The organism is Actinoplanes sp. NPDC049802, assembly GCF_040656595.1.
In the GTDB taxonomy this organism is placed as follows: domain Bacteria; phylum Actinomycetota; class Actinomycetes; order Mycobacteriales; family Micromonosporaceae; genus Actinoplanes.
Window position 1 is genome coordinate 42,082 of record NZ_JBFAMR010000002.1, and the last position, 24,437, is coordinate 66,518.

Consider the following 24,437-nt stretch of genomic DNA (forward strand, 5'->3'; position numbering starts at 1 on the left):
GTCAGTCCCACGAAGTGACCCCCCATCGCCAGTTCCCGGGGCCGGTGTATCCGGCTCTCAACCAGCGGCCAGTCCCACGAGGGGACCCACCGCTGCCGGCTCCCGGGAGTGCTGGGTCCGGCTCTCAACCGACGGTCAGTCCCACGAGGCGACCCACCACCGCCAGCTCCCGGGAGCGGTGCGTTCCAAGTTCTCCACCAGCGGTCAGTCCCACGAGGGGACCCACCGCTGCCGGCTCCCGGGAGTGGTGGGTCCGGCTCTCAACCGACGGTCAGTCCCACGAGGGGACCCACCACTGCCAGTTCGCGGGAGCCGGCGGCCAGGCCGGATCGGGACGCCAGCCGTCCGGCGGGTACCAGCCGGCGGGCGGGGCCGGCCAACCGGGCGGCACCATGAACCTGATGCCGGTCGGGGCGGGCGGGATCGGCGGATGCGGGTCGGCGGCCGGTGACACCGGGGTGACCGCGTGCAGTCCGCCCAGCCCGCCGGAGTTGGCCTTCACCACGGCGGTCAGCGCCGGGATGACCGTGGTCTCGGCGATCTCCATGGCCTGCACGTCATCGGGCGCCGGGCTCACCGGGGTGGGCATCGGCTCGGTGAGCAGCGAGGTCTGCGGTACCGGCCGGGTCACCGGCGCGGACTGGTCGAGGCGGGGCGTGTCGGCGCCGGACAGCGAGCCGGCGGTGGGCAGCCCGGCCAGTCCGTTGCTACCGGCACCCCAGGAGGGCACGCTGTCGCTACCGGCACCCCAAGAGGGCCCGCTGTCGCTCCCGGCCGCCCAGGAGGGCCCGCTGTCGCTCCCGGCCGCCCAGGAGGGCACACCGTTGTCGGCAACCGCCCAGCTGGGCAGTCCGTCTCCCGGCTCGGACCGGACCGGTGAGCTCTCCCCGGTGTGCGCCCAGCTCGGCGCGCGCTCCGGCGCGGCGTGTGTCGGCGGCGTGGGCTCCGGCACGGCATGCGCGGGCGACATCGGCTCCGGCGCGGCGTGCGCCGGAGGTGAGGTCAGATCGGCGAGCGAGGCAGGCTGCCCCGGACCGGCGACGTCGGCCGGGCCGGCCGGGGACACCGGCTGGTGCATCGTCGCGGGTGACGCCCAGCTGGGCAGCGGCTCGCCGGTGGTCACCCAGTTCGGGACGAGGCCACCGGAGGCGGGACCGCCGGACATCACCGGACCGCCCACCGGGGCCGGGGCGGTGCCCGGCGTGGCCGGTCCCGTGGCCACGCCGGAGCCGGGGACGCTCGCCGTCCCGCGACCGGGGGCCGGGGCGGCGGCCGGGCGGCGGGCCGGGGCCTGCCAGCTCTCCGGCAGGTCCTGGACACGGGCGATGTAGAGCATCACCTCGTTCTTGTCGGTGCTGCCGCGGACGATGGCGCGGGCCGCGGTGACCAGGCCCTGCTCGGCCATGTGCCGCAGGGCCGGGAGCAGCTCGCCGCTCATCTTCGGGCTGAGGTCACCGACCCGGGCGTCGCCGATCCGCACCTCGACCAGGTGGTCGGCCATCTCGTGCAGGGTCACGTAGGCCCAGCACTCCCCCTCCGGCCGCAGTATCAGGCGGAGCGCGTCGAGGGACGGTTGCTGGCCGACGACCTGGACGGCCGAGCCGGACGGCAGGACCCGGTGCTCACTCGCGGGCGGCGAGTTGGCCGGGACGAGCATGTGCGGCTCGGCGAGGTCGAGCCGGATGGACGCGTCGAAGGTGGCGGGACGGCCGTCGGCGGCGCCCCACTCCCGGCCGGTGATCTGGGCGTTGACCTCCGGGATCAGGCCGCGGTCGGTGAGCGACGTGAGGACCTGGACGTACCGGGCGGCTTCGGGGCGGGGCAGGTGCCCGAGAAGGTTGGAGCCGAACCAGACTCCGACCGCGTTGCGGTCGTGCCGGTTGTTGCGGTCCGGGATCAGCTGCACCGGGACGGTGATGTCGGTTCCTTGCGGGTCTATGTCGTCGGCGAAGAGCGCACGTATCGCTTTCGCGTAGTGCGTCTCGCCGACCACCTCGGCACTCGCCCAGCCTGCTTGACCCCAGAGTTGGAACCGATTCGCCACGCGGAAACGCTAGTGTCTGCTTTCCGTCAGCGACCTCACCCGTACGGACGACTGCGACTAACCGTACGTTCCGTATCCGGTCGGCTCGGGAGAGCGACTGAATTACCGTTCAGTGTCGGATCAACCCGGCGACCCGCACAAACGGGACGCCGGGCTCGAACCGGATTCTCAGAGCCGAACGACCATCTTGCCGGTGTTCTCCCCGCGAAGCAGGCCGAGGAACGCCTCAGGCGCGTTCTCCAGCCCGTCCACGACCGTCTCGCGCGCGGTGATCCGGCCGGCCCGCAGCCAGGCGCCCACCTCGGCGACGAACTCCGGCGCACGGTGCCCGTGGTTTCCGACGATGAACCCGCGCAGGTTGAGCTCCTTGCCGATGGCCGCCGCGAGGTTACGCGGGCCGGCCGCCGGGGTGGTGTCGTTGTACTGCGCGATCGCGCCGCAGAGCGCCACCCGGCCGAACTTGTTCAGCGAGCCGATCGCGGCCTCCAGGTGGTCGCCGCCGACGTTGTCGAAGTACACGTCGATGCCGTCCGGCGCGGCGGCGCGCAGCTGCTCGCGTACCGGGGCGTCCTTGTAGTTGAACGCGGCGTCGAAGCCGAGGTCCTCGACCAGGTGGCGAGCCTTCTCCCCGGATCCGGCGCTGCCGATCACCCGCTTCGCCCCGCGCAGGCGGGCGATCTGGCCCGCGACGCTGCCGACCGCGCCGGCGGCGCCGGACACGAAGACGGTGTCGCCCTCGCTGAACCGCGCGATGTCCAGCAGGCCTACGTACGCCGTCAGACCGGTCATGCCGAGCAGACCCAGATAGGCCGAGAGGCTGGGGGCGGCGGCCGGGTCGACGACCTGCACCCGGGAGGCGTCGGACACCGCGAACTCCCGCCAGCCGAGGTTGTGGCTGACGAAGGAGCCGACCGGCACGGCGTCGCTCTCGGAGGCGACCACCTCGCCGACCGCGCCGCCGTCGAGCGCGCGGCCCACCTGGAACGGCGGTATGTACGACTTCGCGTCGTTCATCCGGCCCCGCATGTACGGGTCGACGGACATGAAGACGTTGCGGATCAGCACCTGGCCGGGGCCGGGCTCGGGGACCGCCGTCTCGGCGATCTCGAAGTTGTCGACGGTGGGCCAGCCCACGGGGCGGGACGCGAGGCGGATCTCTCTCATGGAATCGACCCTACGACGGCCGGTGCCGCCGGACCGGCTCCGCTGGGCCGGTGGACGGCGTGGTGACGGCCGGGCCGCGGATGCGGTACGGCGATTTCCGGATTCCCACCCGATCCGGTGGTCCGGCGGGCACCCTGGGTGCATGCGTATCGGTGTCATTGGGGCGGGTCGGCTCGGCGGCACTCTGGCCAGGTGGTGCGCCGAGAGCGGGCACGAGGTGGCGGTCACCTCGCGCCATCCGGAACGGCTGCGCGCCGAGGTGGACCGCGAGGACGCGCCGCTGCGGGTGATGTCGATCCCGCGGGCGGCCGCGTTCGGTGACGTGGTGATCTTCAGTCCGAACTGGTCCTCCGCGCGGGAGGCGATCGACATGACCCGCGGCGTGCTCGCCGACAAGGTGGTGATCGACGCGACCAACCCGGAGCCGGACGGCGCCCCGGGCCCGGGCGGCCTGGCCGGGATCGGCACGCCGGGCGGCCGGAGCGGCCTGGAGACGCTGATCGAGTGGGCGCCCGAGGCGCACTGGGCGAAGGCGTTCAACACCATGTCGACCGAGGTGCTGAACCGCCGCCGGGGGCACGATCCGCTGCTCACCGAGTACGTCTGCACCGACCAGCGGGACGCCCGTGAGGCCGCCGCCCGGATCATCCGGGATCTCGGGTTCGCCCCGTTCTACGCGGGCGGGCCGCACGCGGCGCTGCTCACCGAGACCGGTGGGCCGCTGCGGATGCGCGAGGTCGACGTCCAGGACGCCACCGACGTGCTGGCCGAGGCGCTCACCACGCTGCGCTGACCGGCGCCCGGGCCGCCCCAGCCCCGCCCTGACCGGCGAGAGGGCCGACGAGAGCGCCGGCCAGAGCACCGGCGAGAGGGCTGGCCAGAGCACCGGCGAGAGGGCTGGCCAGAGCACCGGCGAGAGGGCTGGCCAGAGCACCGGCGAGAGGGCCGGCCCCGGCGGGTTCGGGGACCGGCCCGTGCGGTGCCCGCCGCCCGGCCGGACCGTCCTCACGGCGGCGCAGCCAGGCGGCGTGGGTGTCGCGCGCGGAGGGTGAACCGGATGTTCCGATGCTGATGGTCATTCGACACCTCCGGGGGCGGGTTCGTCGTTGAGGCCGCTCTCATCGGCGTACGCGTCCCCGCCTGAAGGAAATCCGCCGAACCGGGTTGCCGGAGGGCTCCGCGTCGCCTAACGTACAACCACATGGTTGTAGATTCCGGAGTCGCCGACGCCGACCGCGTCTTCCACGCGCTGGCCGACGCGACCCGGCGCGACATCCTGCACCGGGTGATCGGTGGCGGGATGTCCGTCTCGGAGCTGGCCCGGCTCTATCCGATGAGCTTCGCCGCGGTGCAGAAGCACGTCGTGGTGCTGGAGCGGGCCGCTCTGGTCAGCAAGACCCGCCGCGGACGGGAGCAGATCGTGCGGGGAGAGGTCGAGGCGCTGCGCCGGGTGGCGCTGCTGCTGGACGCGTACGAGAGGTTGTGGCGGCAGCGTGCCGCCGCGATCGCACAGATCCTGGAGGAGGAGCAATGACGGTCATCCGGAGCACCAAGGACGTCAACGCGTTGACACTGACCTTCGTCGCCGAGTTCGCGGCGCCGGTCGACCGGGTCTGGCAGGTCTGGGCCGATCCGCGCAAGCTGGAGCGCTGGTGGGGCCCGCCGACCTGGCCGGCCACCTTCGAGCGGTACGACTTCAAGCCCGGCGGCGCGGTCCGCTACCACATGACCGGCCCGGACGGGACGAAGGCGCGGGGCTGGTGGGTGATCACCGACATCGACGAGCCGAACCGTCTGGAGTTCGACGACGGGTTCGCCGACGCCGAGGGCGAGCCGGTCGATCCGGAGGACCTCACCCACGCCGTGGTCACCCTGGAGGCGGCCGGCCCGGGCACCCGGATGACGACGGTGAGCACGTTCCGCAGCGCCGAGCAACTGGAACGGATGGCGGAGATGGGCATGGAGGAGGGCATGCGGCAGGCGATGGGTCAGATCGACGCGATCCTCGCGGGCTGAAACGGCGTACACGGCACATCCGGGCGCGGTAGCGTCGGGTCGTTCCCCGACAACCGCGCCCGGAGGGGCCTGATGCCCACCTGGCTCATCCTGCTCGTCGCCCTGGCCGCGGTGGTGGCCGGTGTGGTGGTGGCGCGCCGGCGCAGTCGTCCGGCGGCCGGCCGCCGGGCTGATCCCGCCTCGGCCGGGCTGATCGCCGAGCTGACCGATTCGCTGCGGGACCGTGACGCCGAACTGGAGCGGCTGCGCGCCGACCTGGACGCGCAGGCGCAGTCCGCCCAGGTGCAGCAGCGGGAGCTGAACCAGCGGCTGCGGCGCCGGGCCCGGGAGGCGATCGACGACACGGCCGAGGTGATCGGCGGCAAGCTGAAGGACGTCGTGCGCCAGGTGGGCGCGGCCCGGGACTCGGCGGCCGCCACCCACGAGCGGGTGACGATCACCAGCGACGCGGCGAACGCGCTGGTGCAGCGGGCGCACAGCGCCGACGAGGCGGCCACCGCGCTGAACGCCAGCCTGCGCCAGGTGGCCGGGATCGCCAGCGTGATCTCCGGGATCGCCTCGCAGACCCGGCTGCTGGCGCTGAACGCCACCATCGAGGCGGTCCGGGCCGGTGCGGCCGGCAGCGGCTTCGCGGTGGTCGCCGACGAGGTGAAGGGCCTGGCCGACACGACAGCCGACTCGACCGAGCAGATCACCAGCACGATCGCGGCGCTGGAGGCGGACGTCGCGCAGATGGGCCAGACGCTGAGCGCCATCATCTCCGACGTCGGCGACATCGAGGACGCCATGCGGCACCTCGGCGGGATCGCCGACCGGCAGCACGAGATCGTGGGGCGGCTGCACCGCAGCGTGGACGCCACCATGGCGCAGATCGGGGACCTCTCCGACGTGGCCGATCGGCTGGAGCGCCGCCGCCACGACCGGCTGCCGGTCGACGGGACGGTCCGGCTCCAGACCGAGTCCCGCCCGGCCCCGGTGCCGGCCGAGATGATCGACCTGAGTTCGGACGGGCTGGGTTGCGCCGTGCCGGCCGGCGCCCGGATCGCCATCGGGGAGCTGGTCCGCGCCGAGTTCGCCCTCGACGGCCTGGCCATGGGTGCCGACGCCCGGGTGGTCCGCCGGGTGGAGCACGGCGAGACCGCCGAGATCGGCCTGCAGTTCCAGGGCGTGCCGGAGCACACCCGCGAGTCGATCAACGCCTATCTGACCCGGCGGGCCCGTGCCGGGGCGGGCTGATCACCCTTCGGTCCCGGTGGTGTCGTGCGGGCTGCCGACCGGTTTCGACTCCGGCGAGCCGCGCTGCCTCAGGTAGATCGAGAGGATCACCATCGAGGCGACGGCGAGCAGCTCGGACTGCCAGTTCTGCAGGGTGCGGTTCCAGAAGTCGGGCTCGGTCAGGTATTCCGCCCAGGTGACCGGTTCCTGGAGGTCGCGCAGCTGCTGCTCGTTGAAGGCGGCCGCCCCGGCGATCGACTGGGCCAGCCAGGAGCCGACGAAGAGCAGCCCCATCACCAGGCCGAGCGAGTTGGACAGCAGCGCCCGGCGCAGCCCGGAGGCGTGCGCCCAGCCGGGCGAGTCCTCGGTGGCGTACCGGCCGACCATCTGCTCCCGGTCCGACTCCAGGCCCTCCTCGCCGGGCTTCTTCGACTCCGGTGATCCTTTCTGGACCAGCCAGACGGTAAGGAAGATGTAGAGGAAGAACTGGAGGTACTCGGACTGCCAGTTCTCCGCCACGTCGGAGGCGAAGGACGCCGACGTCAGGTAACGGCCCAGGCTCACCGGCGGGAACCCCGCGGTGAGCTGCCGCTGGTTGAAGTCGGCGTGCCCGGCGAACGCCTGGGCGACCAGCACGGCCAGGAAGAGCAGCCCGAAGACCAGGCCGAGCGAGTTCTCCCGCAGCGCCCGTCTCACCGGTGCAGGACCCCGAGGGCGGCGAAGTACACCAGGCCCAGCGTCACCACGGACAGAAGCAGGAGGTATTGGAGTCGCATGCACTTCTCACCCACCTTGGATCCGGCAGTCGTAGGGTCGCTCGCCTCGCGGCACACATCCGGCGGCCACGACCCGCCAGCCGTCCGGGAAGACCGCGAGGAACACCGTGTCGCTCTCGAACCTGACGAGCGCGCTCTGCCCGTACACCTGAGAATCGGTGACCGGGGACGGCGCGGGCAGCGCCTCGTCCAGAATGCTCTGCTCGCAGGGCGCGTCGATCTCCGCCCGGGTCTCCGGCGCGAGAGCGCCGCAGGCGGCCGTCCCGTCACCCTCGGCGACCGCCTGGAGGAACGTCCGGGCCGTCGCCTCGGCGGCCGACGACCGCTCCTCGAGGGACGCGCACCCGGTCACCAGGGTCACCGCCAGCAGCATCGTCGCCCATCGCACGAAGCGGTGCTTGCCCCGCCGGGGCCGTTTTCATGCCTCCGGGAACACGCCCGGCAGGTCCTCGGTGAGGTAGCGCTGCACGGTCGGGCCGACCGCGGCGACAAGCGTGTCGGTCGGCGCGGAGGCCAGCGGCTCCACCTTGATCACGTAGCGGGCCATGGCGAGCCCGACCAGGTGGCTGGCCGCGAGGGTGACCCGCAGATGCGCCTCCGCCGGGTCGAGGCCCAGCTTGGGCACCGCCCGGCGCAGGACCTGGGTGATGATGAACTCGCGGAACAGCTTGGTGGTCCACTCGGTGCCGACCACCGAACGCAGCAGCGCCACGGCGGCCGCTCCGCGCGGCCCGTCCCACATGCCCAGGAAGGCCCGGACGAAACGGGCGCCGATCTCGTCGCGCTCCCCCGCGGTCGCCTCGGCGATGAGGTCGACCGGGTCGACCGGCGAGTTCATCGTCTCGAGGAACAGCTTGTCCTTGGTGCCGAAGTAGTGGTGCACCAGCGCCGGGTCGACCCCGGCGCCGGTCGCGATCGCGCGGATCGAGGCGCCGTCATATCCCTTCTCGGCGAACGCGCTGCGCGCCGCCACGAGAATCGCCTCGCGTGTGTCCGGGTTACCGGGCCGGCGTCCGGTCCGTCGCACCATCGAACCCCTTCTCCTGTACGTCCTAAGCGGTCCTCCGGCGCAGGGTGGCCGCGCCGAGGACCAGAGCCACGATGATCGCGCCCACCACGACGGTGAGGTCCCGCCACATGATGCCGGTCGGCTCCGCGTGCACGCCCACCTCGGTCAGCGCCTCCACGGAGTAGGACATCGGCAGCACGTCGCTGATCGCCTGCAGCCACCCGGCCATCTCCTCGCGCGGCACGAACAACCCGCAGAGCAGCAGCTGCGGCGCCACCACGAGCGGCATGAACTGCACCGCCTGGAACTCGGTGCGGGCGAACGCGCTGCACAGCAGGCCGAGGGCGACGCCGAGCACGGCGTTGGCGACCGCGATCAGGATGACCAGGCCGATGCTGCCGGCGGTGCGCATGTCCAGCGCCCAGTAGGAGAAGCCGGCCGCCACCGAGGCCTGCACGGCGGCCGCGACACCGAACGCGACGCCGTAGCCGAACAGCAGGTCGAGTTTGCCGACCGGGGTGGTGAACAACCGCTCCAGGGTGCCGGTGGTGCGCTCCCGGAGCATGGCGATGCTGGTGATCAGGAACATCACGATGAACGGGAAGACGCCCAGCATGGTGAGGGCGACCCGGTCGAAGAGGGCGGGCTGTCCCTCGTACATGAAATAGATCAGGGTGATCAGCAGCGTCGGGACGACGACGATGAGGCCGATGGTCCGCGGGTCGTGCCGAAGCTGGCTGAGGATTCGCTTGATCGTGCTCGCGAGGATCATCGGGTGACCACTTCCTGGCGCCGGATCAGATTGAGGAAGGCCTGGTCGAGGTCGTCGACACCGGCGGCGGCCTTGACCGCGGCGGGGGTGTCGTCGGCGACGAGCACACCCTCCCGGATCAGCAGCAGCCGGTCGCAGCGGTTCGCCTCGTCCATCACGTGGCTGGACACCAGCACGGTGGCGCCCTCGGCGGCGAGCCGGCGGAAGTGGTCCCACAGCTCGTCGCGCAGCACCGGGTCCTGGCCGACGGTCGGCTCGTCGAGGATCAGCACCTCGGGACGGCTGACGATCGCGCAGGCCAGGGAGGCGCGGCTGCGCTGGCCACCGGACAGGTTCACCACCAGCTGACCGCGGGCCGAGGTCAGGCCGACCGCCTCGATCGCCTCGTCGGCGGCGGCCGCCTTGAGGCCGTAGAGCGAGGCGAAGTAGCGGGCGTTCTCCACCACGGTCAGGTCGGCGTAGACGCTCGGGGCCTGGGTCAGATAGCCGATCTTGCGGCGCAGCGGCACGGACCCGGCCGGGTGGCCGAGCACGGTCACCGTGCCGGACGCGACGATCTGCACGCCGACGATCGCGCGCATCAGGGTGGTCTTGCCGCTGCCGCTGGGGCCGAGCAGGCCGGTGACGCTGCCGCGCGGGATGACGCAGGAGAAGCCGTCCAGAACGGTTCTCTTCCCGCGTTTCACGACGAGGTCGTGAACCTCGATCGCCTGGGACATCATTCCTCCCCGAGGAACTCATCAACTGTTGAACTCAACGCTAGATGAGTTCCCGGGGGCGGGGCAAGCACTTAACTCAACACATGATGAAATGACCTACGTCCTCGTCGGTGAGCTGCTCGAAATCCTCGTACCAGCGGCCCACCGCGTAGAACGGGTCCGGCGCGCTCAGGCAGACCACCTCGTCGGCCTCGGCGGACAGGGCGTCCCTGGCCTGCGGCGCGCACACCGGCACGGCCAGGATCAGCCGGCCCGGCCGCTGCCCGCGCACCCAGCGCAGCGCCGCGTGCGCGGTCACCCCGGTGGCCAGCCCGTCGTCGACGACGATCACCGTACGGCCGGCGACCGGCGGGGCGGGACGGTCGCCGCGGTACCGGCGGATCCGGCGCGCCAGTTCCTCCCGCTCGGCCGCCAGCACCCCGCTCACGCCGGCCTCGGTCACCCCGGCGTAGCGCAGGTTGTCCCGGTCGAAGACGGGCGGGCCGTCCTCCGCGATCGCGCCCACCCCGAACTCGGGACGCCCCGGCGCACCGATCTTGCGGGCCACCACGATGTCCAGATCACCGCCGAGCCGCGCGGCGACCGGCCCGGCGACCGGCAGGCCACCCCGCGGCAGGGCCAGGACCAGCGGGCGCACGCCGGCCCCCACGGTCCGCTCCAGCCGTTCGGCGAGCGCCTGGCCCGCCTCGGCGCGATTCGCGAAAATCATCGAAGCCTCACCTCGCCAGGGCGGCCGCCAGGTGGTCGCAGAACCAGTCCCCGGCCTCCTCGGCCACCGTCTCCAAGGCGCCCGCCTCCTCGAACAGGTGCGTGGCGCCGGCCACGATCCGCACCTCGGCGCGGATCCGCATGGTGTTGCGGGCCTCCTCGTTCAGATCGGCCACCATCGGGTCGTTCCCGCCGACGACGAGCAGCGTGGGGGCACGCACCTCAAGCAGGGCCGGGCCAGCCAGATCGGGCCGTCCACCCCGGGACACCACGGCACACACCGCCTCCGGCCGGGCCGCCGCCGCCACCAGCGCCGCGCCGCCGCCGGTGCTCGCCCCGAACAGGCCGATCGGCAGGGCCGCGGTGGGCGGCTGGGCACGCATCCAGTCGACCATCCCGACCAGGCGGTCGGCGAGCAGGCCGATGTCGAAACGCAGCTCACGGGTACGCGCGTCGCGTACCTCCTCCTCGGCGGTGAGCAGATCGGCCAGCACGGTGGCCAGCCCGCGCCGGTTCAGGGCGGCGGCCACCGCGCGATTGCGGGGGCTGTGCCGGGAGCTGCCGCTGCCGTGGGCGAACAGCACCACCCCGATGGCGTGCTCGGGCAGTGTCAGGTCAGCGTCCAGGCGTACCGGGCCGAGCTCGATTCGTTCCTGGGTCGTCCACGTCGTCATCGTCCGTCCCTTCTGATGCGGTGGTGGCGCCGGGGGGACGGTCCACCGACTCGGGATACCCGCAGGTGGGCCGGAAAACTCCTCAGGCGGGCGCTCCCTTCACCGATCTGGAAGAGGTCGAGTGCCCACGGCTGGAGGTCTAGCCGCCATGTCCATTCCCCGGATGAACCCGTACCGCACCGGGAGCACGCCGGCAACGGTCTCCCGGCCCGTTTCCCCGCACCGGAATCAGACCGCCCGCGAGGACGCCGCCAATCTGACCGAACGCGACCGCGAGCTGATATATCAGGCGACCGGCCAGCGCATCCGCCCCGGCGAGCCGAACCAGGGCTGGATCAACTCACTGGCCGCGGCGATCGCGGCGGACCGGGCGGCCGGGCGGCTGGCGCCCGGCCAGGAGATCACCGAGGTGTACCTCAAGGACCTGTCCCGCCGGTACGACCAGAACCCGACCGGCCGCAACCCGATCGCCGGCTACCTGGAGCCCGCGCTGCGCCACCTGCGGCAGAGCGGCAGCGGCGGCCGTCTCGACGTGACCGCCTAGCGGGCCCGCTGGGTGCGCCCGACCAGGGCGGCGGCCACGTCGCGCAGCTTGCGGTTGCTGTCCTGGGAGACCTTGGTGAGGATGGCGAACGCCTCGTCGGCGGTGCACCGCCGGTCGCCCATGATGATGCCCTTGGCCTGCTCGATCACGGCCCGGTTCTGCATCGCGGCCTGCATGTGCTGGGCCAGGGTGGCGGTGTCGTCGTAGAGGTGGGCGTTGGCGAGGGCGACGGTCGCGTACCCGGCGAAGGTCTCCGCCGCCCGCTCGGCACGGGCACCGAAGGCCCGGACTCCGGCGCCGTAGAGGTTGAGCGCGCCGCTCACGTCGTCCAGGATCGGCAGGCCCAGCGACAGCAGACTGCCCATCCCGGCCCGGGCCGCCTCGGCGCCCCACCGGTCCCACCGCACGTCGGCGGCGGTGTCCGGCACAGCGACCGTGATCTTCGCTCCGGCGGCCTCCAGGCACGGGCCGGCGGAACGCTCGTACTGCAGCTCGTCGAGCCGCAGCGCGATGTCGCCGGTGCTCGCCGCTGTTCTCGCCCCGCGGTGGTCGCGCAGCAGGGTGATGGACACCTGTGTGGTCCCGGGCACGGTGCGCCGGGCCAGGTCGGCGACGCGGTTCAGCACCCCGTCGAGATCGGTCTCGCCCAGCTTGATGCGACCGAGCTCCGCGAACACGGCAGCGGCGTCGGTTTGATCGTGCGCCTTCAACGTCAGTGGATCTCCGCAGCGGAAGCAGGAACCGGTGGAACGGTCCGTGCCATGTCGATCGTTGTCGCCATCCGGCGGGCGATTGCGCCCTCGGATCCGCGCCCCTGCTTGACGTCGGTACGCCGAAGTCGATGGACGACTCCGGCCGCAGATCGCCCATACTACCCCGGCGCTCCCCGAGGGTTTCCGCCGCGGCGGCCGGGTAACGGTGAGCACGCGAAACAGTGCCGGGGCGCACAGCGCCCTCTCGGCCGGTCTGCCGATCCGGGACCGGGTGACCGGCGCGCTCAACATCCACGCCGCCACGGTGCGGGCAAGCTGCGTGACGTGGCCGCCACCCTGATTGATCGAGCCCATCGTCGTTGATCAGCGGGGATGCGCCCTCTTGACACTCAACTTGTGATCGTTAACATAACGGCCATACATCGAGCACCACGGTCCGTCCATCCCCGACCGTCCGGACGGACCCGCGGCGCCCCGGCCCACCGGCGGGCGCGCCGGAACCCCCACATCGATGCGCCACTCCCCGCTCCCCCGAAGGGACTGTCATGTCTCTTGCACGCCTGAAATCAGTCGGAGCCGTCCTCCTCCTGCTCCTGGCGGTGGCCGTGGCCGTGGAGGCCCGCACCTCGAGCCCGGCCCGCGCCGCCGCGACCTTCACCAACCCGGTCGCCTCCGCGCCGTACGGCGCCGACCCGTGGATGGGCTACTACAACGGCTACTACTACCTGGCCGCCACCACGTGGAACAACCAGGTCGTCGTCAAGCGGGCCACCTCGGTGGCCGCGCTGCCCGGCGCTACCGAGAACGTCGTCTACACCGGCACCGCGGCCGCGAGCTGCTGCAACGTGTGGGCGCCGTCGATGCACCGGCTGAACGGCCCGAACGGGTACCGCTGGTATCTGTACTACTCGGCCGGCACCGCCACCTGCTGCGACGGGCAACGGTCGTTCGTGCTGGAGAGCTCCGGCGACAACCCGCTCGGCCCGTACACGTTCAAGGGTCAGCTCAACGTCCAGGCCAACAACGGCTGGGCCATCGACGGCAGTGTGGCGACCATCAACGGCGCCAACTACTTCCTCTACTCGTCGTGGGTCGGTGACCTGCAGAGTCTGTTCATCGCGCCGATGAGCAACCCGTGGACGGTCAGCGCCTACGGCACCCGGATCTCCTACCCGACGTACGACTGGGAGAAGGTCGGCGGCAACACCGAGGAAGGCCCGTACATCCTCCAGCGCAACGGGAAGACCTATCTGACCTTCTCGGCCAGCTCCTGCAACACCCCGGACTACAAGATCGGCATGCTGACCCTGACCGGCAGCAACCCGCTGTCCGCCTCGTCGTGGACCAAGAAGAGCACCCCGCTCTTCCAGCGCAGCGACGCCAACAGCGTCTACGGCCCCGGCCACCACTCGTTCTTCACCTCGCCCGACGGCACCGAGACGTGGATGGCCTACCACGCCAACGAGACCACCGCCCAGGGCTGCGGCGCGACCCGCACCACCCGGATCAAGAAGGTCAACTTCAACAGCGACGGCACCCCCAACCTGGGTACGCCCGACAAGCTCTCCACCACGCTGACCGCCCCCGCCGGCGACCCGGGCGGAACCGTCTCCTACCCGGTGGCCGGCACCAGGTACCGGATCATCAACCAGTCCAGCGGCAAGGTCCTCGACGCGGCGAACTGCGGCACCGCCAACGGAACCGCCGTCCAGCAGTGGACGTCGCTGGGCAACGCCTGCCAGCAGTGGACCTTCACGAAGACCACCAGCGGCTACTACCGGATCACCAACGCCAACAGCGGGACCGTGCTCGACTCGGTCAACTGCGGCACCGCCAACGGCACGGCCCTCAACCTGTGGGCCAGCCTGGGCAACACCTGCCAGGAGTGGAGCCTCACCCCGATCAGCGGCGGCTACCTGATCGCCAACCGGGGCAACGGCATGGTCCTCGACGTCACCAACTGCGGCGCCGCCGACGGCGTGGCCGTACGCCAGTGGGCGTCGCTGGGCAACACCTGCCAGCAGTGGAACATCACAGCCTGACCCGTCCCCAACAGCACCACCCCCCACGGCTCCCCGCCAACCCGAGGCGGGGAGCCGCCCCCTTTCACAGAGCCTTGCGGAGCGCCTCGAAGACCCGGTCGGCGTCGGCCTCGGCGGTGCGCCAGTTGCTGAAGGCGGCGCGGACCGCGGGGCGGCCGTGCAGGACGGTCGGGGTCAGGAACGCCTCGCCGGAGTCGGCGACGGCCCGCAGCACGGTGGCGACGTCGGCCGGGACGGCGAAGCACACGACGTTGAGGCGGACCGGGGACAGCAGCTCCACCCCGGGCAGCGCGGTCAGGCGCGCGCCCAGACGGCGGGCCGCCGCGACGGTCCGGATGACGATCTCCCGGTGCCCGTCCACGCCGTACGCGGCAAGCGTGAACCAGGCCGGCAGGGCCCGCAGCCGGCGCGAGTTCTCCGGGGTGAGGTGGCAGAAGTCGGGGTTCTCGCCGGTGACCGCCGGCAGGTAGGCGGCCGCGTTCTGGAACACCGCCGTCTGCAGGTCGCGGCGCCGGGTGAACTGCACCGCCGAGTCGTACGGCACGTTGAGCCACTTGTGCAGGTCGACGCAGACCGAGTCGGCCCCGGCCAGACCGTCCACCAGGTGGGCATGCTCGGGCACGAGGGCCGCGAACCCGCCGAAGGCCGCGTCCACGTGCAGCCAGAACGGAAACCTGTCGCGCAGCGCGAGGATCGCGCGCAGGTCGTCGAAGTCGACCGTGTTCACCGTCCCCGCGTTGGCCACCACGATCGCCGGGCGCCCGTCGAGCGCCGCCAGGGCCGTGGCCAGCGCCGACACGTCCACGGCTTCCCGGCCGGGAAGGGTCGCGACCGGCCGCAGCGCCTCCCTGCCCAGGCCGAGCACCGACAGCGCCTTGTAGACGCTGGAGTGCGCGGCCCCGGACAGCACCGGGATCTCGCCGAGCGCCGCGAGGCCCTGCCGGGCGACACTGACGCCGAGCCGTTCCCCGGCCCACTCGCGGGCGATCGCCAGGCCGGTCAGGTTCGACATGGTGGCGCCGCTGACGAACGCGCCGGAGTGGCCGGGGCCGAGACCGAACATGTCGCGCAGCCAGGAGAGGGTCTCGTCCTCCAGGGCCGCGGCCGACGAGCCGGCCCGGTTCGAGACGTTCTGGTCGAAGGCCGCGGTCAGCCAGTCGCCGGCGATCGCGGCCGGGGTGGCGCCGCCGGTCACGAAGCCCAGGTAGCGGGGGCCGGCGCTGCCGGAGAAGCCGGGCGCCCAGTGGCGCCCGAACTCCGTCAGCGCCCCGGCCGTTCCGGCGCCGCCGGCCGGGAGCGGGGCCGGTTCGACGGCGGGCGGGGCCGGCGCGACCGGGCGTTCGGCGAGGCCGGCCAGGACGCCGGTGGCGTAGTCGCGGGTGGCCTGGAGCAGGGCGGGCAGGTCGTCGAGGTCGTGAGCGAGTCGTCGGTGCACGTTTGCGACGTTAGGAGCCGCCGCGCGGGTGTGTCGCGGTCCAGTTCGGCTGTGCTGGCCCGGACCCATCGGTCCGGCCCGGCGGGCGCGGCACGGCCGGGACCGGGCAGCGCCTGGCGGGGACACCCGGGCGCCTTCGCACCCCCGTACCGGGAAAAAGGGGGTGAAGAGGGGTGGACGGCGCCGCCGCACACGAAGATGAGACGCAGCAGTCAGCGACGGGTGTAGATGACGCCCACTTTGTCGACCGCCGAACCGGAGCGCCCGTGGAAGCCGGCGATCTGCCGGCCGCTCGGCGCCGTCCGGGTCACACAGTCCGCCGTGGTGGTGCCGCCAGCGATGCTGTTGCCCAGGTTGGTGGTGAACTTCGCGTAGAAGATCCGGGTGTGCCCGTTGTGCTTGGCCTGACACAGGTACGCGCTCGTCACGTACTCGGCGCCGCCCAGCGTGAGCGACCTGGCCGTCCCGCCGGCGCCGCCGTGCGCCAGGACCGTCCCCGTCGCCAGGGTGAGGCTGACCTGGTCGACCCGGGCGCCGGCGCGCAGCCCTATCGTGATGGCCCGGGCGGCCGGCGGAACCGACACGATGTCGTTGAAGTGGCCGCCGTGCGGCCCGCCGAACTGGTCGCTGAGCTGATGGTCCGGGTTCGCCGTCCAGGTGAACGCGGCGCTGATCGGGAAGTGGTCGGAGAGCATCAGCCCGCCGTCGGTGCGGAATCCGGCGTCCTCGTTGCGGTAATCCGTCGCGGTGAGCGTGAGCGCCCGGCTGCTCCGGTACAGGATCTTGTCGACCACCTCACACGCGTCGGTGACCGCGGCCGCGTCACACACCAGAGCGGCCGAGCCGGCGGCCGGGGCGGACCCGCCGCGTTCCAGCCTCACCCAGGCGTCGGTGAGCCCGTTCGCGGCGTTGAAGTCGCGGATCGTGTCGGCGGCCCGGGTGTAGCGGGTGTTGGTGTCGCCCATGACGATCACCGCGTTGCCGGCCGAGTGGGTGGCGATGAAGGCGGTCAACTGGTTCAGGTTGTCGGCGCGCGACGCCTGGTCGCCGCTGCTCGTACCGGCGTTGGTGTGCAGGTTGTAGAGGTCCACGAAGACGCCGTCGGCGATCCGGTGACGGGCGAAGGTGAAGCCCTTGGGGGTGAGGCAGTCACCGGAGTCGAGCTGGCAGGAGTTCCAGTCGCCGCGTTCGAGGTCACCGGTGTCGTACGGGATCCGCGACAGCGTGTTGAGGCCGGAGCCGATGCCGGCGCCACCGCTGGTCGGGGTGCGGTGGGCGTGCGTGGTGTCGGCGGCGTACAGATGGGCGTGGTAGTTGAAGTCCTCCTGGACGTGCACGATGTCGTACGGGCCGAGGCGCTGCCCGATCAGGGTGTGCGCGGTCTTGCGGTCGGTCTCCGCGCTGGAGATCAGCTCGGGGAGACCGGCGACGTTGTAGGTGAGGACGGTGAAGGACCCGCCGGCGGCAGCGGCGGCCGGGGCGGTGCTGGGAGCGGTGACGAGCGTGGCGAGCACACACACCGTGAGGATTCTCCGGACCATGAACGGCAGCCTATGACCCCCTTACCCAGCGGTAACCTCACGTTGATGAATGTTCACGCTCACAACAGCGGATGTTGGGAAATCGGACGCTTGATCCACCAACGCTGAGCGCCGACCTTGCCCCTCCCGTTGATGGAGTCTCCGTGAACGTCAGCCGCCGCAGCATCCTGCGCGCCTCGGCCATCGGCGCCGCTGGCCTGGTCGCCGGCCCGGCCGTGCTCAACACCCCCGCCTCCGCCGCCTCCGCCGCCGCCGCGGAAGCGACCACGACGACGGCCGCGGCCTTCATCGACAGCTACAAGACGAACATCACGGCGAACCTGACCGCCGAGACCAACGCGGCCGTCCGCATCCTCTCCGGCTTTCAGCGGGTATGGAACACCGGCACGGCGTGGAACACCGGCACCGTCCTGGACGAGGCGTTCCTGCGGGCCAACGTCCGCTACGTCGTCAAGACCACCCGCAACCGGACCGCCGCCGAGGCCGCCCGCTCGTTCGTCGTGGACCGCCAGCACCAGAGCTACTCGGTGATCGCCGGCCTCGGCCCGCTCGCCGCCGCCTACAAGGCTGGATCGCTCGCCGTCACCGGCATCACCACCGCGCCGGAGACCACACCGGCCACCACCGTCAGCGACGCCGTCCCGGCCGGCTCCCCCGCCGGATCCACACTCGGCGCCGGCAACCCCGGCTCCGCCCTCGGCAAGGTGGTCACGCTCGTCAACACCGTGCGCGGCAACTGGTCGTCCGGCAACCCGAGCAAGTTCGCCTACCAGTACCCGCGCCCGTGGCGGATGACCGGGGACAGCCGGATCGTCGACACCGGCGCGGTGGACGCGTTCGGCTATCCGGTCTACGACTCCGACGTCGTCGTCACCCCGCAGCTTCTGCGCCAGCGCAGCACCAACCCGGCCGAGGACGGCGGCTACGTCAGCGGGCACACCAACGCGCTGTACATGGCGGCGCTGGCGTTCGCGTACGCCGTACCCGAGCGTTTCCAGGAGCTGGTCACGGCCGCCTTCGATCTGGCGCACACCCGGATCGTCTCCGGCATGCACTCCCCCGTCGACGTGATCGGCGGCCGGGTCCTCGGCACCGCGCTGGCCGCCGCGATCCTGAGCGACCCGGCGAACGCCACACTCAAGGCGGAGGCCCGCGCCCAGGTACTCGCCCACTTCGGTCCGGACCTCTTCGCGGCCGCGCACGCCGCCGCCGACGACGCCTACGCCGACCGGGAGGCCAACGCCGCCATCGTCGGGCCGAAGCTGACCTACGGCCTGCCGGCGCGCCGCTCGTCCACCCCGTTCACCGTCCCGGCCGGCGCCGAGGTGCTGTTGGAGACGCGTCTGCCGTACCTCGGCGCCGCCCAGCGCCGCGAGGTCCTGCGCACCACCGGCCTGCCCGCCGGCAACCCGATCCTGGACGGCCCGGAGCAGTGGGGCCGGATCAACCTGTTCGCGGCCGCCGACGGTTACGGCGCCTTCGACTCGACCGTGGCGGTCACTCTCGACGCCGCGGCCGGCGGCTTCTCCGCCGCCGACACCTGGCGCAACGACATCGCCGGGCGCGGCGGTCTGGTCAAGCTCGGCACCGGCACGCTCACCCTGACCGGTGACAACGCCTACCGGGGTGGCACCACGGTCGCCGAGGGCACGCTGACCGCCGCGTCGAAGTCCGCACTCGGCCGCGGCGACGTCACCGTCTCCGGCGGCACGCTCCGCCTGACCGCACCGAAAACGCACGTCAGCGGCGGTTACCGGCACAGTTCCGGCACGCTCGCGGTGACCGTCCGCCCGCACGGCGCCGCCCCGCTCACCGTGGGAGGCGACGCGGTCATCGGCGCCGGCGCGATCCTGTCGGTCACCGTCGGCAAGGCCGGCGAATACGACTCGCCCGTTCCGGTGCTCAAGGCCCGCCGAGTGCGTGGCCGGTTCGCCGAGGTCGTCGTGACCACACCCGGTTACCGCGCCGATCTGATCCAGCGGGGCGACGCCGTCACCCTGCGTCTCCGCAAAGCCTGACCCGAGAGCCGGACGAACCGCGCACCGCCCCGGCGCGGCGGACACGACAGCCGTGGGCGGGCGCTTGACAGGGATCGAGCACGGTCATTGGATGTTTCCTGGAGGTAACGTGATGATCGTTCGCCGAGCCGTTGTCGTCGCCGTGCTGATCGCCGGCATTCTCACCGGAGCACCGGCCTCGGCCGCGCCGGAGACCTGCACCGCGCCCGTGCCGAGCGAGACACAGCCCGGCTATCTGGTCGCCGACCCGGACTGCGGGCTGGACGGCACCCCGTTCACAGCTCTGCCCGGCGCCCGGGCGCACACCGGGATCGCCGACGGCGCCGCGTACCGGATCGAGGTGCCGCGGAAGTGGAACGGGCGGCTGGTGGTCTACGCCCACGGCTACCGGGGTACCGGGACGACCGTCTACGTGTCCGATCCGGATCTGCGGCAGCACTACATCGACCGGGGATTCGCGTGGGCGGCGTCGAGCTACGCCACCAACGGGTACGACGTGGCGCAGGGCGTCTCGGACACGTACGCGCTGGTCGGCCTCTTCCGCCAGGTCACCGGCAAGCGCCCGGCCAAGGTCTACATCACCGGCGCGTCGATGGGTGGCCATGTCACGGGCGTGGCCATCGAACGGTATCCGCGGACGTTCGCCGGGGCGATGCCGACGTGCGGGGTGCTCGGCGACGTCGAGCTGTTCGACTACTTCCTGGACGCGAACGTCACGGCGGCCGCGCTGGCCGGTGTGCCGATCGAGTTCCCGTTGGAGCCGGACGCCGCCTACCCGGCCCGCTGGGCGGGGCAGGTCGCCCGGATCAAGGCCGCCTTGACCGGTACGGCCGCCGGCGCCACCTGGTCCGATGTGGCGGAGCGGCGCAGCGGTGGTGAGCGGCCCGGCTTCCCGGCGGCGTTCGCCTACTGGAACGCGGCCACCCAGGGCGGTCTGCCGTTCCTGTTCAGCCTCTACCCGGGTCTGTCCGGCGGCACGGCCGGGATGGCGGAGGGCAACCTGACCGACAACCGGTGGGCCCTCTACCGCTCGACCGACGGCCGGCGGCTCACCGCGGAGGAGAAACGTCTCAACGCGGAGGTGCTGCGTGTCCGCCGGACCGCGACGGACGGTGTGCCGCGCATCGCCGGCCGCCCGTCGATCCCGGTGCTGTCGCTGCACGGCATCGGCGACCTGTTCGTGCCGTTCTCGATGGAGCAGGAGTACGCCCGGGAGGCCGCCGCCAACGGCCGCTCCCGCCTGTTCGTCTCCCGCGCGATCCGGGACGTGGCGCACTGCGGCTTCACCCAGGCCGAGCTGCGCCGCGGCTTCGACGACCTGGTCACCTGGGTCGAGCGGGGTCACCGCCCGGCCGGCGACGCCGTCCTCGACCGGCGCACGGTCGCTGCCGCGTCCTTCGGTTGCCGTTTCACCGAGGGGGTACGCCCGGCGTACGCGGCCCTGCCCTGCGCCTAGTCCGGCGGATCGAAGACCGGAGGGTACGCCCTCCGCGCGGAAGAAGAGGAAGAACGCGGAGGGCGTACCGGAGAAACGTCTTTCTAGAGCACCCGGGCGGCGAGGGTGAGCGGGTTTCCGAAGCGGTGGGCCGTCACGCTGACCGCCTGCTCGCGCAGGAACGGCAGCAGTTCCACCCGCCCGGCCTCGGTCACCGGCCCGGACCAGATCGCCAGGTCGGGCCGCCCGCCGGTGGCCTCGGCCAGCGCTGAGGCGTCGCCGCCGATCAGCCGGATCCGCCCGGCGGAGAGCTCGGCCGCGAAGGCCGTGTCGTCCTCGACGGTGACCGTGCGGCACCGCGCCGCCAGTGTCTCCGGCAGCGGTGAGGCGGCGGAGACGTGCACGTCGGCGCCGGTGAGCAGGCCGGCGGCCAGCACCCGGACGAGGTCGGCGAGCGAGGCGCCGGCCGCGAACCGGACGGTGACCGGGGCCGGCAGGTAGCGGAACACGTTACGTTCGGCCTGGAGCCCGGAGACGTCGGTGGGCGTGCGGAAGTCGAACGCCGCGTCGCTGCGGGCGGCTCGTTCCACCGACGCCGACTGCTCCTCGGTGAGCAGGGTGCGGGCGTCGGCGAGCAGCACCCGTACGCCGGGGTGGCTGATCTCGGTGGTCGCGGACGCCGGGCGGGGCTGCCAGCCGGTGAGCCCGGTCAGGTAGTTGGGGCCGCCGGCCTTGGCGCCGGGGCCGACCGCCGAGCGCTTCCAGCCGCCGAACGGCTGCCGCTGGACGATGGCGCCGGTGATGCCGCGGTTGACGTACAGGTTGCCGGCCTGGACACGGTCCAGCCAGGTGCGGATCTCGGTCTCGTCGAGCGAGTGCAGGCCCGAGGTGAGACCGAAGTCGACCTCGTTGACCAGGTCGATCGCCTCGTCCAGGGTGCCGGCGGTCATGATGCCGAGGATCGGGCCGAAGTACTCGGTGCGGTGGTAGGCCGATCCGCGGCGGACCCCGTCGCGGACGCCGGGGCTCCACAGTTTGCCGGAGTCGTCGAGTCGGCGGGGTTCGAGCAGCCAGCGCTCACCGGCGCCGAGGGTGGTGAGCCCGTCGAGCAGTTTGCCGGCGGCCGGTTCGACGAGCGGGCCGACCTGGCTGCGCGGGCCGGACGGGTAGCCGACGTCCAGCGAGGACACCGCGTCGAGCAGCTGGGTGCGGAACCGCTGCGATTTCGCGACGCTGCCGACCAGCACGACCAGGGAGGCGGCCGAGCACTTCTGCCCGGCGTGGCCGAACGCGGACGACACCACGTCCTTGACGGCCAGGTCCAGGTCGGCGCTGGGGGTGACGATGATCGCGTTCTTGCCGCTGGTCTCGGCGAGCAGTGGCAGGTCGGCGCGGAACGAGCGGAACAGTTCGGCGGTCTCGTACGCGCCGGTCAGGACGACCCGGTCCACGAGCGGGTGGGCGACCAGTTCCCGGCCCAGGGTGGCCTCGTCGACCTGGATCAGGGTGACCAGGTCCGGGTCGGCGCCGGCCGAGGAGAGGGCGTCGCGGAGGATGCCGGCGAGCACCGTGCCGCAGCGTTCGGCGGGACCGGCCGGTTTGAGGACCGCGGCCGAACCGGCGGCCAGGGCGGCCAGCACCGACCCGGCCGGGATCGCGACCGGGAAGTTCCACGGCGGCGTGACCAGGGTGAGCCGGGCCGGAACCGGGGCGGCGCCGTCGGTGCCGTCGAGTTCGGCGGACAACTCGGCGTAGTAATGGGCGAAGTCGACCGCCTCGGACACCTCCGGGTCGGCCTGGTCGATCGTCTTGCCGGCTTCGGCGGCCATCACTTCGAGCAGGGTGTCGCGGTGCTGTTCCAGGGCGACGCCGACGGCGTGCAGGACGGCGCGGCGGTCGACGGCGCCCCAGTGCGCGGCGGCCGCCTTCTCCAGGGCCTCGTCGAGGTGTTCGCGGTCGGTGATCCGGGGCAGGTCCAGACCGAGCGTGGACGTCTCGACCCGGCCCAGCAGCTCGCGGATCCGGTCGCGGTGGACGGCCACGGCCGGGTCGGTGTCGGGGGTGTTGACGAACAGGCCGGGCTCGGAGCGGGGCACGGCGGCGTAGCGGTCGGCCACCCGGTGCGGCTGCGGGACCTCCTCGGCGGAGGAGAGGTCGGCCAGGGAGGCCAGGAATCGGTCCCGCTCGCGGGCGAACAGCTCCGTGTCGGAGTGCAGCTCGAAGACGGCGGACATGAAGTTGTCGGCGCTGGCGCCCTCCTCCAGCCGCCTGATCAGGTAGGCGATGGCGACGTCGAACTGCTCCGGGCGTACCACCGGGGTGTAGAGCAGCAGGCCGCCGACCTCGCGCCGGACCGCCTCGGCCTGGCCCTCGGCCATGCCGAGCAGCATCTCGAACTCGATGCCGTCGCGCACGCCGCGCTCACCGGCCAGGAGCCAGGCGTACGCGATGTCGAACAGGTTGTGGCCGGCCACGCCGAGGCGCACGTTGCGGATCCGCTCCGGGTGCAGCGCGTACCGCAGGACCCGCTTGTAGTTGGTGTCGGTGGCCTGTTTGCTGTCGCAGGTGGCGACCGGCCAGCCGTGCAGCTCCGCCTCGACCCGCTCCATCGGCAGGTTGGCGCCCTTGACGAGGCGCACCTTGATGCCGGCGCCACCACGCTCGCGGCGGGCAGCCGACCACTCCTGGAGGCGGATCATGGCGCTGAGCGCGTCCGGCAGGTAGGCCTGGAGCACGATGCCGGCTTCCAGGGCGAGCATCTCCGGCCGGTCCAGCAGCCGGGTGAAGACCGCGATCGTGAGGTCGAGGTCCTTGTACTCCTCCATGTCGAGGTTGACGAACTTGCCGGTCTCGGCGGCCAGCGTGAACAGCGGGGTGAGCTGCTCGACGATGTCGGCGACGGCCTCGTCGAAGGCCCACGGGTTGTGCGGGGCGACCGTCGACGACACCTTGATCGACACGTAGTCGACGTCGGGGCGGGCGAGCAGGCGCTCGGTGCTCTTGAGCCGCTGGGAGGCCTCGCGGCGGCCCAGGACGGCCTCGCCGAGCAGGTTCACGTTGAGGCGCACGTCGCGCTCGCGGATCCGCTTGATGGCTTTGCCGAGGCGGGCGTCGGTGGCGTCGACGATGAGGTGGCCGACCATGTGCCGCAGCGCGCGCCGGGCGATCGGGACGACCACGCCGGGCATGATCGGGGCCAGCGCGCCGCCGGTCCGCACGGCCAGGCGCAGGTACGCCGGCAGGAACGCCGGAACGTCCTTGGCCAGGGCGTTCAGCGCGCGGGCACTGACTCGCAGGTCCTCGGGGCGGACCACGCCGTCGACGAAGCCGACGGTGAACGGCAGGCCTTTGGGGTCGCGCAGCACACCGGCGAGCTGGGCGGCCGATCCGCCGACCGGAATGTCGGCGGCCTCGCGCAGCCAGCGCCGGACGAGGTCGATCGTCTGCTCGGCGATCTCGGACATCGGGATGCTCCTTCCGTTTCCGCCACGGTGAGGCTGGTCCGCGGCGGTGGAGACCATCGCGTGTGGCATGCGCATGAGTGCGACTCGTGGAAGGTCGCGAACAAGCCCCAGTCTGTAGGCCCTTGTACCCTTAGGAAAAGCGATGCTT

22 protein-coding genes are annotated in these 24,437 nt (G+C 72.2%); 8 read left to right on the plus strand and 14 right to left on the minus strand.

Annotated elements, in window-relative coordinates; translation table 11 throughout:
• Window positions 1-271 precede the first annotated feature (271 nt).
• On the minus strand, window positions 272-2,044 hold the full coding sequence (locus AB0I88_RS01660) for a hypothetical protein (protein ID WP_361017174.1): 1,773 nt from the start codon (window positions 2,042-2,044) through the stop codon (window positions 272-274).
• Between the two features lie 168 nt (window positions 2,045-2,212).
• Window positions 2,213-3,208: an NADP-dependent oxidoreductase gene (locus tag AB0I88_RS01665; RefSeq protein WP_361017176.1), complete on the minus strand. Its 996-nt coding sequence runs from the start codon at window positions 3,206-3,208 to the stop codon at window positions 2,213-2,215.
• A gap of 142 nt (window positions 3,209-3,350) precedes the next feature.
• On the opposite strand from AB0I88_RS01665, the gene AB0I88_RS01670 reads away from it, so the two are divergent.
• Window positions 3,351-4,001 (plus strand): NAD(P)-binding domain-containing protein, encoded by a 651-nt coding sequence (locus tag AB0I88_RS01670; RefSeq protein WP_361017178.1) that lies wholly within the window; start codon window positions 3,351-3,353, stop codon window positions 3,999-4,001.
• Here the strand turns inward: AB0I88_RS01670 and AB0I88_RS01675 are convergent.
• The gene (locus AB0I88_RS01675; protein WP_361017180.1) at window positions 3,985-4,287 is read right to left on the minus strand and encodes a hypothetical protein; all 303 of its coding nucleotides are present in this window, start codon (window positions 4,285-4,287) and stop codon (window positions 3,985-3,987) included. The two genes, AB0I88_RS01670 and AB0I88_RS01675, sit on opposite strands and share 17 nt — an antisense overlap.
• A gap of 122 nt (window positions 4,288-4,409) precedes the next feature.
• Between AB0I88_RS01675 and AB0I88_RS01680 the strand changes: the two genes are divergently transcribed.
• The 3 genes from AB0I88_RS01680 (at window position 4,410) to AB0I88_RS01690 (ending at window position 6,460) form a co-directional block, all read left to right on the plus strand.
• Window positions 4,410-4,742, plus strand: a complete 333-nt coding sequence (locus tag AB0I88_RS01680) for a metalloregulator ArsR/SmtB family transcription factor (protein WP_361017182.1) — start codon at window positions 4,410-4,412, stop codon at window positions 4,740-4,742.
• Window positions 4,739-5,224, plus strand: a complete 486-nt coding sequence (locus AB0I88_RS01685) for an SRPBCC domain-containing protein (RefSeq protein WP_361017184.1) — start codon at window positions 4,739-4,741, stop codon at window positions 5,222-5,224. Before AB0I88_RS01680 ends, AB0I88_RS01685 begins: the two co-directional genes overlap by 4 nt.
• A 72-nt stretch (window positions 5,225-5,296) precedes the next feature.
• Window positions 5,297-6,460, plus strand: a complete 1,164-nt coding sequence (locus tag AB0I88_RS01690) for a methyl-accepting chemotaxis protein (RefSeq protein ID WP_361017186.1) — start codon at window positions 5,297-5,299, stop codon at window positions 6,458-6,460.
• On the opposite strand, the gene AB0I88_RS01695 is transcribed toward AB0I88_RS01690, so the two are convergent.
• The 7 genes from AB0I88_RS01695 to AB0I88_RS01725 form a co-directional block, all read right to left on the minus strand.
• Window positions 6,461-7,135 carry a DUF6766 family protein gene (locus AB0I88_RS01695; RefSeq protein WP_361017188.1) on the minus strand — a complete coding sequence of 225 codons (675 nt, stop codon included), beginning with the start codon at window positions 7,133-7,135 and terminating at the stop codon, window positions 6,461-6,463.
• An 87-nt stretch (window positions 7,136-7,222) separates the two neighbouring features.
• A complete protein-coding gene (locus AB0I88_RS01700; protein ID WP_361017190.1) occupies window positions 7,223-7,603 on the minus strand; it encodes a hypothetical protein in 381 nt (126 codons plus the stop codon).
• Between the two features lie 30 nt (window positions 7,604-7,633).
• Window positions 7,634-8,245, minus strand: a complete 612-nt coding sequence (locus AB0I88_RS01705) for a TetR family transcriptional regulator (protein ID WP_361017192.1) — start codon at window positions 8,243-8,245, stop codon at window positions 7,634-7,636.
• 22 nt (window positions 8,246-8,267) lie between these two features.
• Entirely contained in the window at window positions 8,268-8,996 is a 729-nt protein-coding gene (locus AB0I88_RS01710; RefSeq protein WP_361017194.1) for an ABC transporter permease, read from the minus strand.
• On the minus strand, window positions 8,993-9,715 hold the full coding sequence (locus AB0I88_RS01715) for an ABC transporter ATP-binding protein (protein ID WP_361017195.1): 723 nt from the start codon (window positions 9,713-9,715) through the stop codon (window positions 8,993-8,995). The genes AB0I88_RS01710 and AB0I88_RS01715 overlap by 4 nt, the downstream gene beginning before the upstream one ends.
• Before the next feature lie 76 nt (window positions 9,716-9,791).
• Window positions 9,792-10,424 (minus strand): phosphoribosyltransferase family protein, encoded by a 633-nt coding sequence (locus tag AB0I88_RS01720; RefSeq protein ID WP_361017197.1) that lies wholly within the window; start codon window positions 10,422-10,424, stop codon window positions 9,792-9,794.
• Between the two features lie 7 nt (window positions 10,425-10,431).
• Window positions 10,432-11,097: an alpha/beta family hydrolase gene (locus AB0I88_RS01725; RefSeq protein WP_361017199.1), complete on the minus strand. Its 666-nt coding sequence runs from the start codon at window positions 11,095-11,097 to the stop codon at window positions 10,432-10,434.
• A gap of 148 nt (window positions 11,098-11,245) precedes the next feature.
• Between AB0I88_RS01725 and AB0I88_RS01730 the strand changes: the two genes are divergently transcribed.
• The gene (locus AB0I88_RS01730; RefSeq protein ID WP_361017200.1) at window positions 11,246-11,641 is read left to right on the plus strand and encodes a hypothetical protein; all 396 of its coding nucleotides are present in this window, start codon (window positions 11,246-11,248) and stop codon (window positions 11,639-11,641) included.
• On the opposite strand, the gene AB0I88_RS01735 is transcribed toward AB0I88_RS01730, so the two are convergent.
• Window positions 11,638-12,318 carry a GAF and ANTAR domain-containing protein gene (locus tag AB0I88_RS01735; protein ID WP_361017202.1) on the minus strand — a complete coding sequence of 227 codons (681 nt, stop codon included), beginning with the start codon at window positions 12,316-12,318 and terminating at the stop codon, window positions 11,638-11,640. The two genes, AB0I88_RS01730 and AB0I88_RS01735, sit on opposite strands and share 4 nt — an antisense overlap.
• Window positions 12,319-12,899: 581 nt before the next feature.
• On the opposite strand from AB0I88_RS01735, the gene AB0I88_RS01740 reads away from it, so the two are divergent.
• Entirely contained in the window at window positions 12,900-14,396 is a 1,497-nt protein-coding gene (locus AB0I88_RS01740; RefSeq protein WP_361017204.1) for a family 43 glycosylhydrolase, read from the plus strand.
• A 64-nt stretch (window positions 14,397-14,460) separates the two neighbouring features.
• Here AB0I88_RS01740 and AB0I88_RS01745 read toward each other — a convergent pair whose 3' ends face one another.
• Window positions 14,461-15,831, minus strand: a complete 1,371-nt coding sequence (locus AB0I88_RS01745) for a pyridoxal-dependent decarboxylase (RefSeq protein WP_361017206.1) — start codon at window positions 15,829-15,831, stop codon at window positions 14,461-14,463.
• A gap of 212 nt (window positions 15,832-16,043) precedes the next feature.
• A complete protein-coding gene (locus AB0I88_RS01750) occupies window positions 16,044-17,372 on the minus strand; it encodes a jacalin-like lectin (protein WP_361017207.1) in 1,329 nt (442 codons plus the stop codon).
• A 143-nt stretch (window positions 17,373-17,515) separates the two neighbouring features.
• On the opposite strand from AB0I88_RS01750, the gene AB0I88_RS01755 reads away from it, so the two are divergent.
• Together AB0I88_RS01755 and AB0I88_RS01760 are read left to right on the plus strand one after the other, a co-directional pair.
• Window positions 17,516-19,390: a phosphatase PAP2 family protein gene (locus AB0I88_RS01755; protein ID WP_361017209.1), complete on the plus strand. Its 1,875-nt coding sequence runs from the start codon at window positions 17,516-17,518 to the stop codon at window positions 19,388-19,390.
• Between the two features lie 112 nt (window positions 19,391-19,502).
• Window positions 19,503-20,846 (plus strand): prolyl oligopeptidase family serine peptidase, encoded by a 1,344-nt coding sequence (locus AB0I88_RS01760; RefSeq protein ID WP_361017211.1) that lies wholly within the window; start codon window positions 19,503-19,505, stop codon window positions 20,844-20,846.
• 83 nt (window positions 20,847-20,929) lie between these two features.
• On the opposite strand, the gene AB0I88_RS01765 is transcribed toward AB0I88_RS01760, so the two are convergent.
• The gene (locus tag AB0I88_RS01765; protein WP_361017213.1) at window positions 20,930-24,289 is read right to left on the minus strand and encodes a bifunctional proline dehydrogenase/L-glutamate gamma-semialdehyde dehydrogenase; all 3,360 of its coding nucleotides are present in this window, start codon (window positions 24,287-24,289) and stop codon (window positions 20,930-20,932) included.
• Window positions 24,290-24,437: the final 148 nt, after the last annotated feature.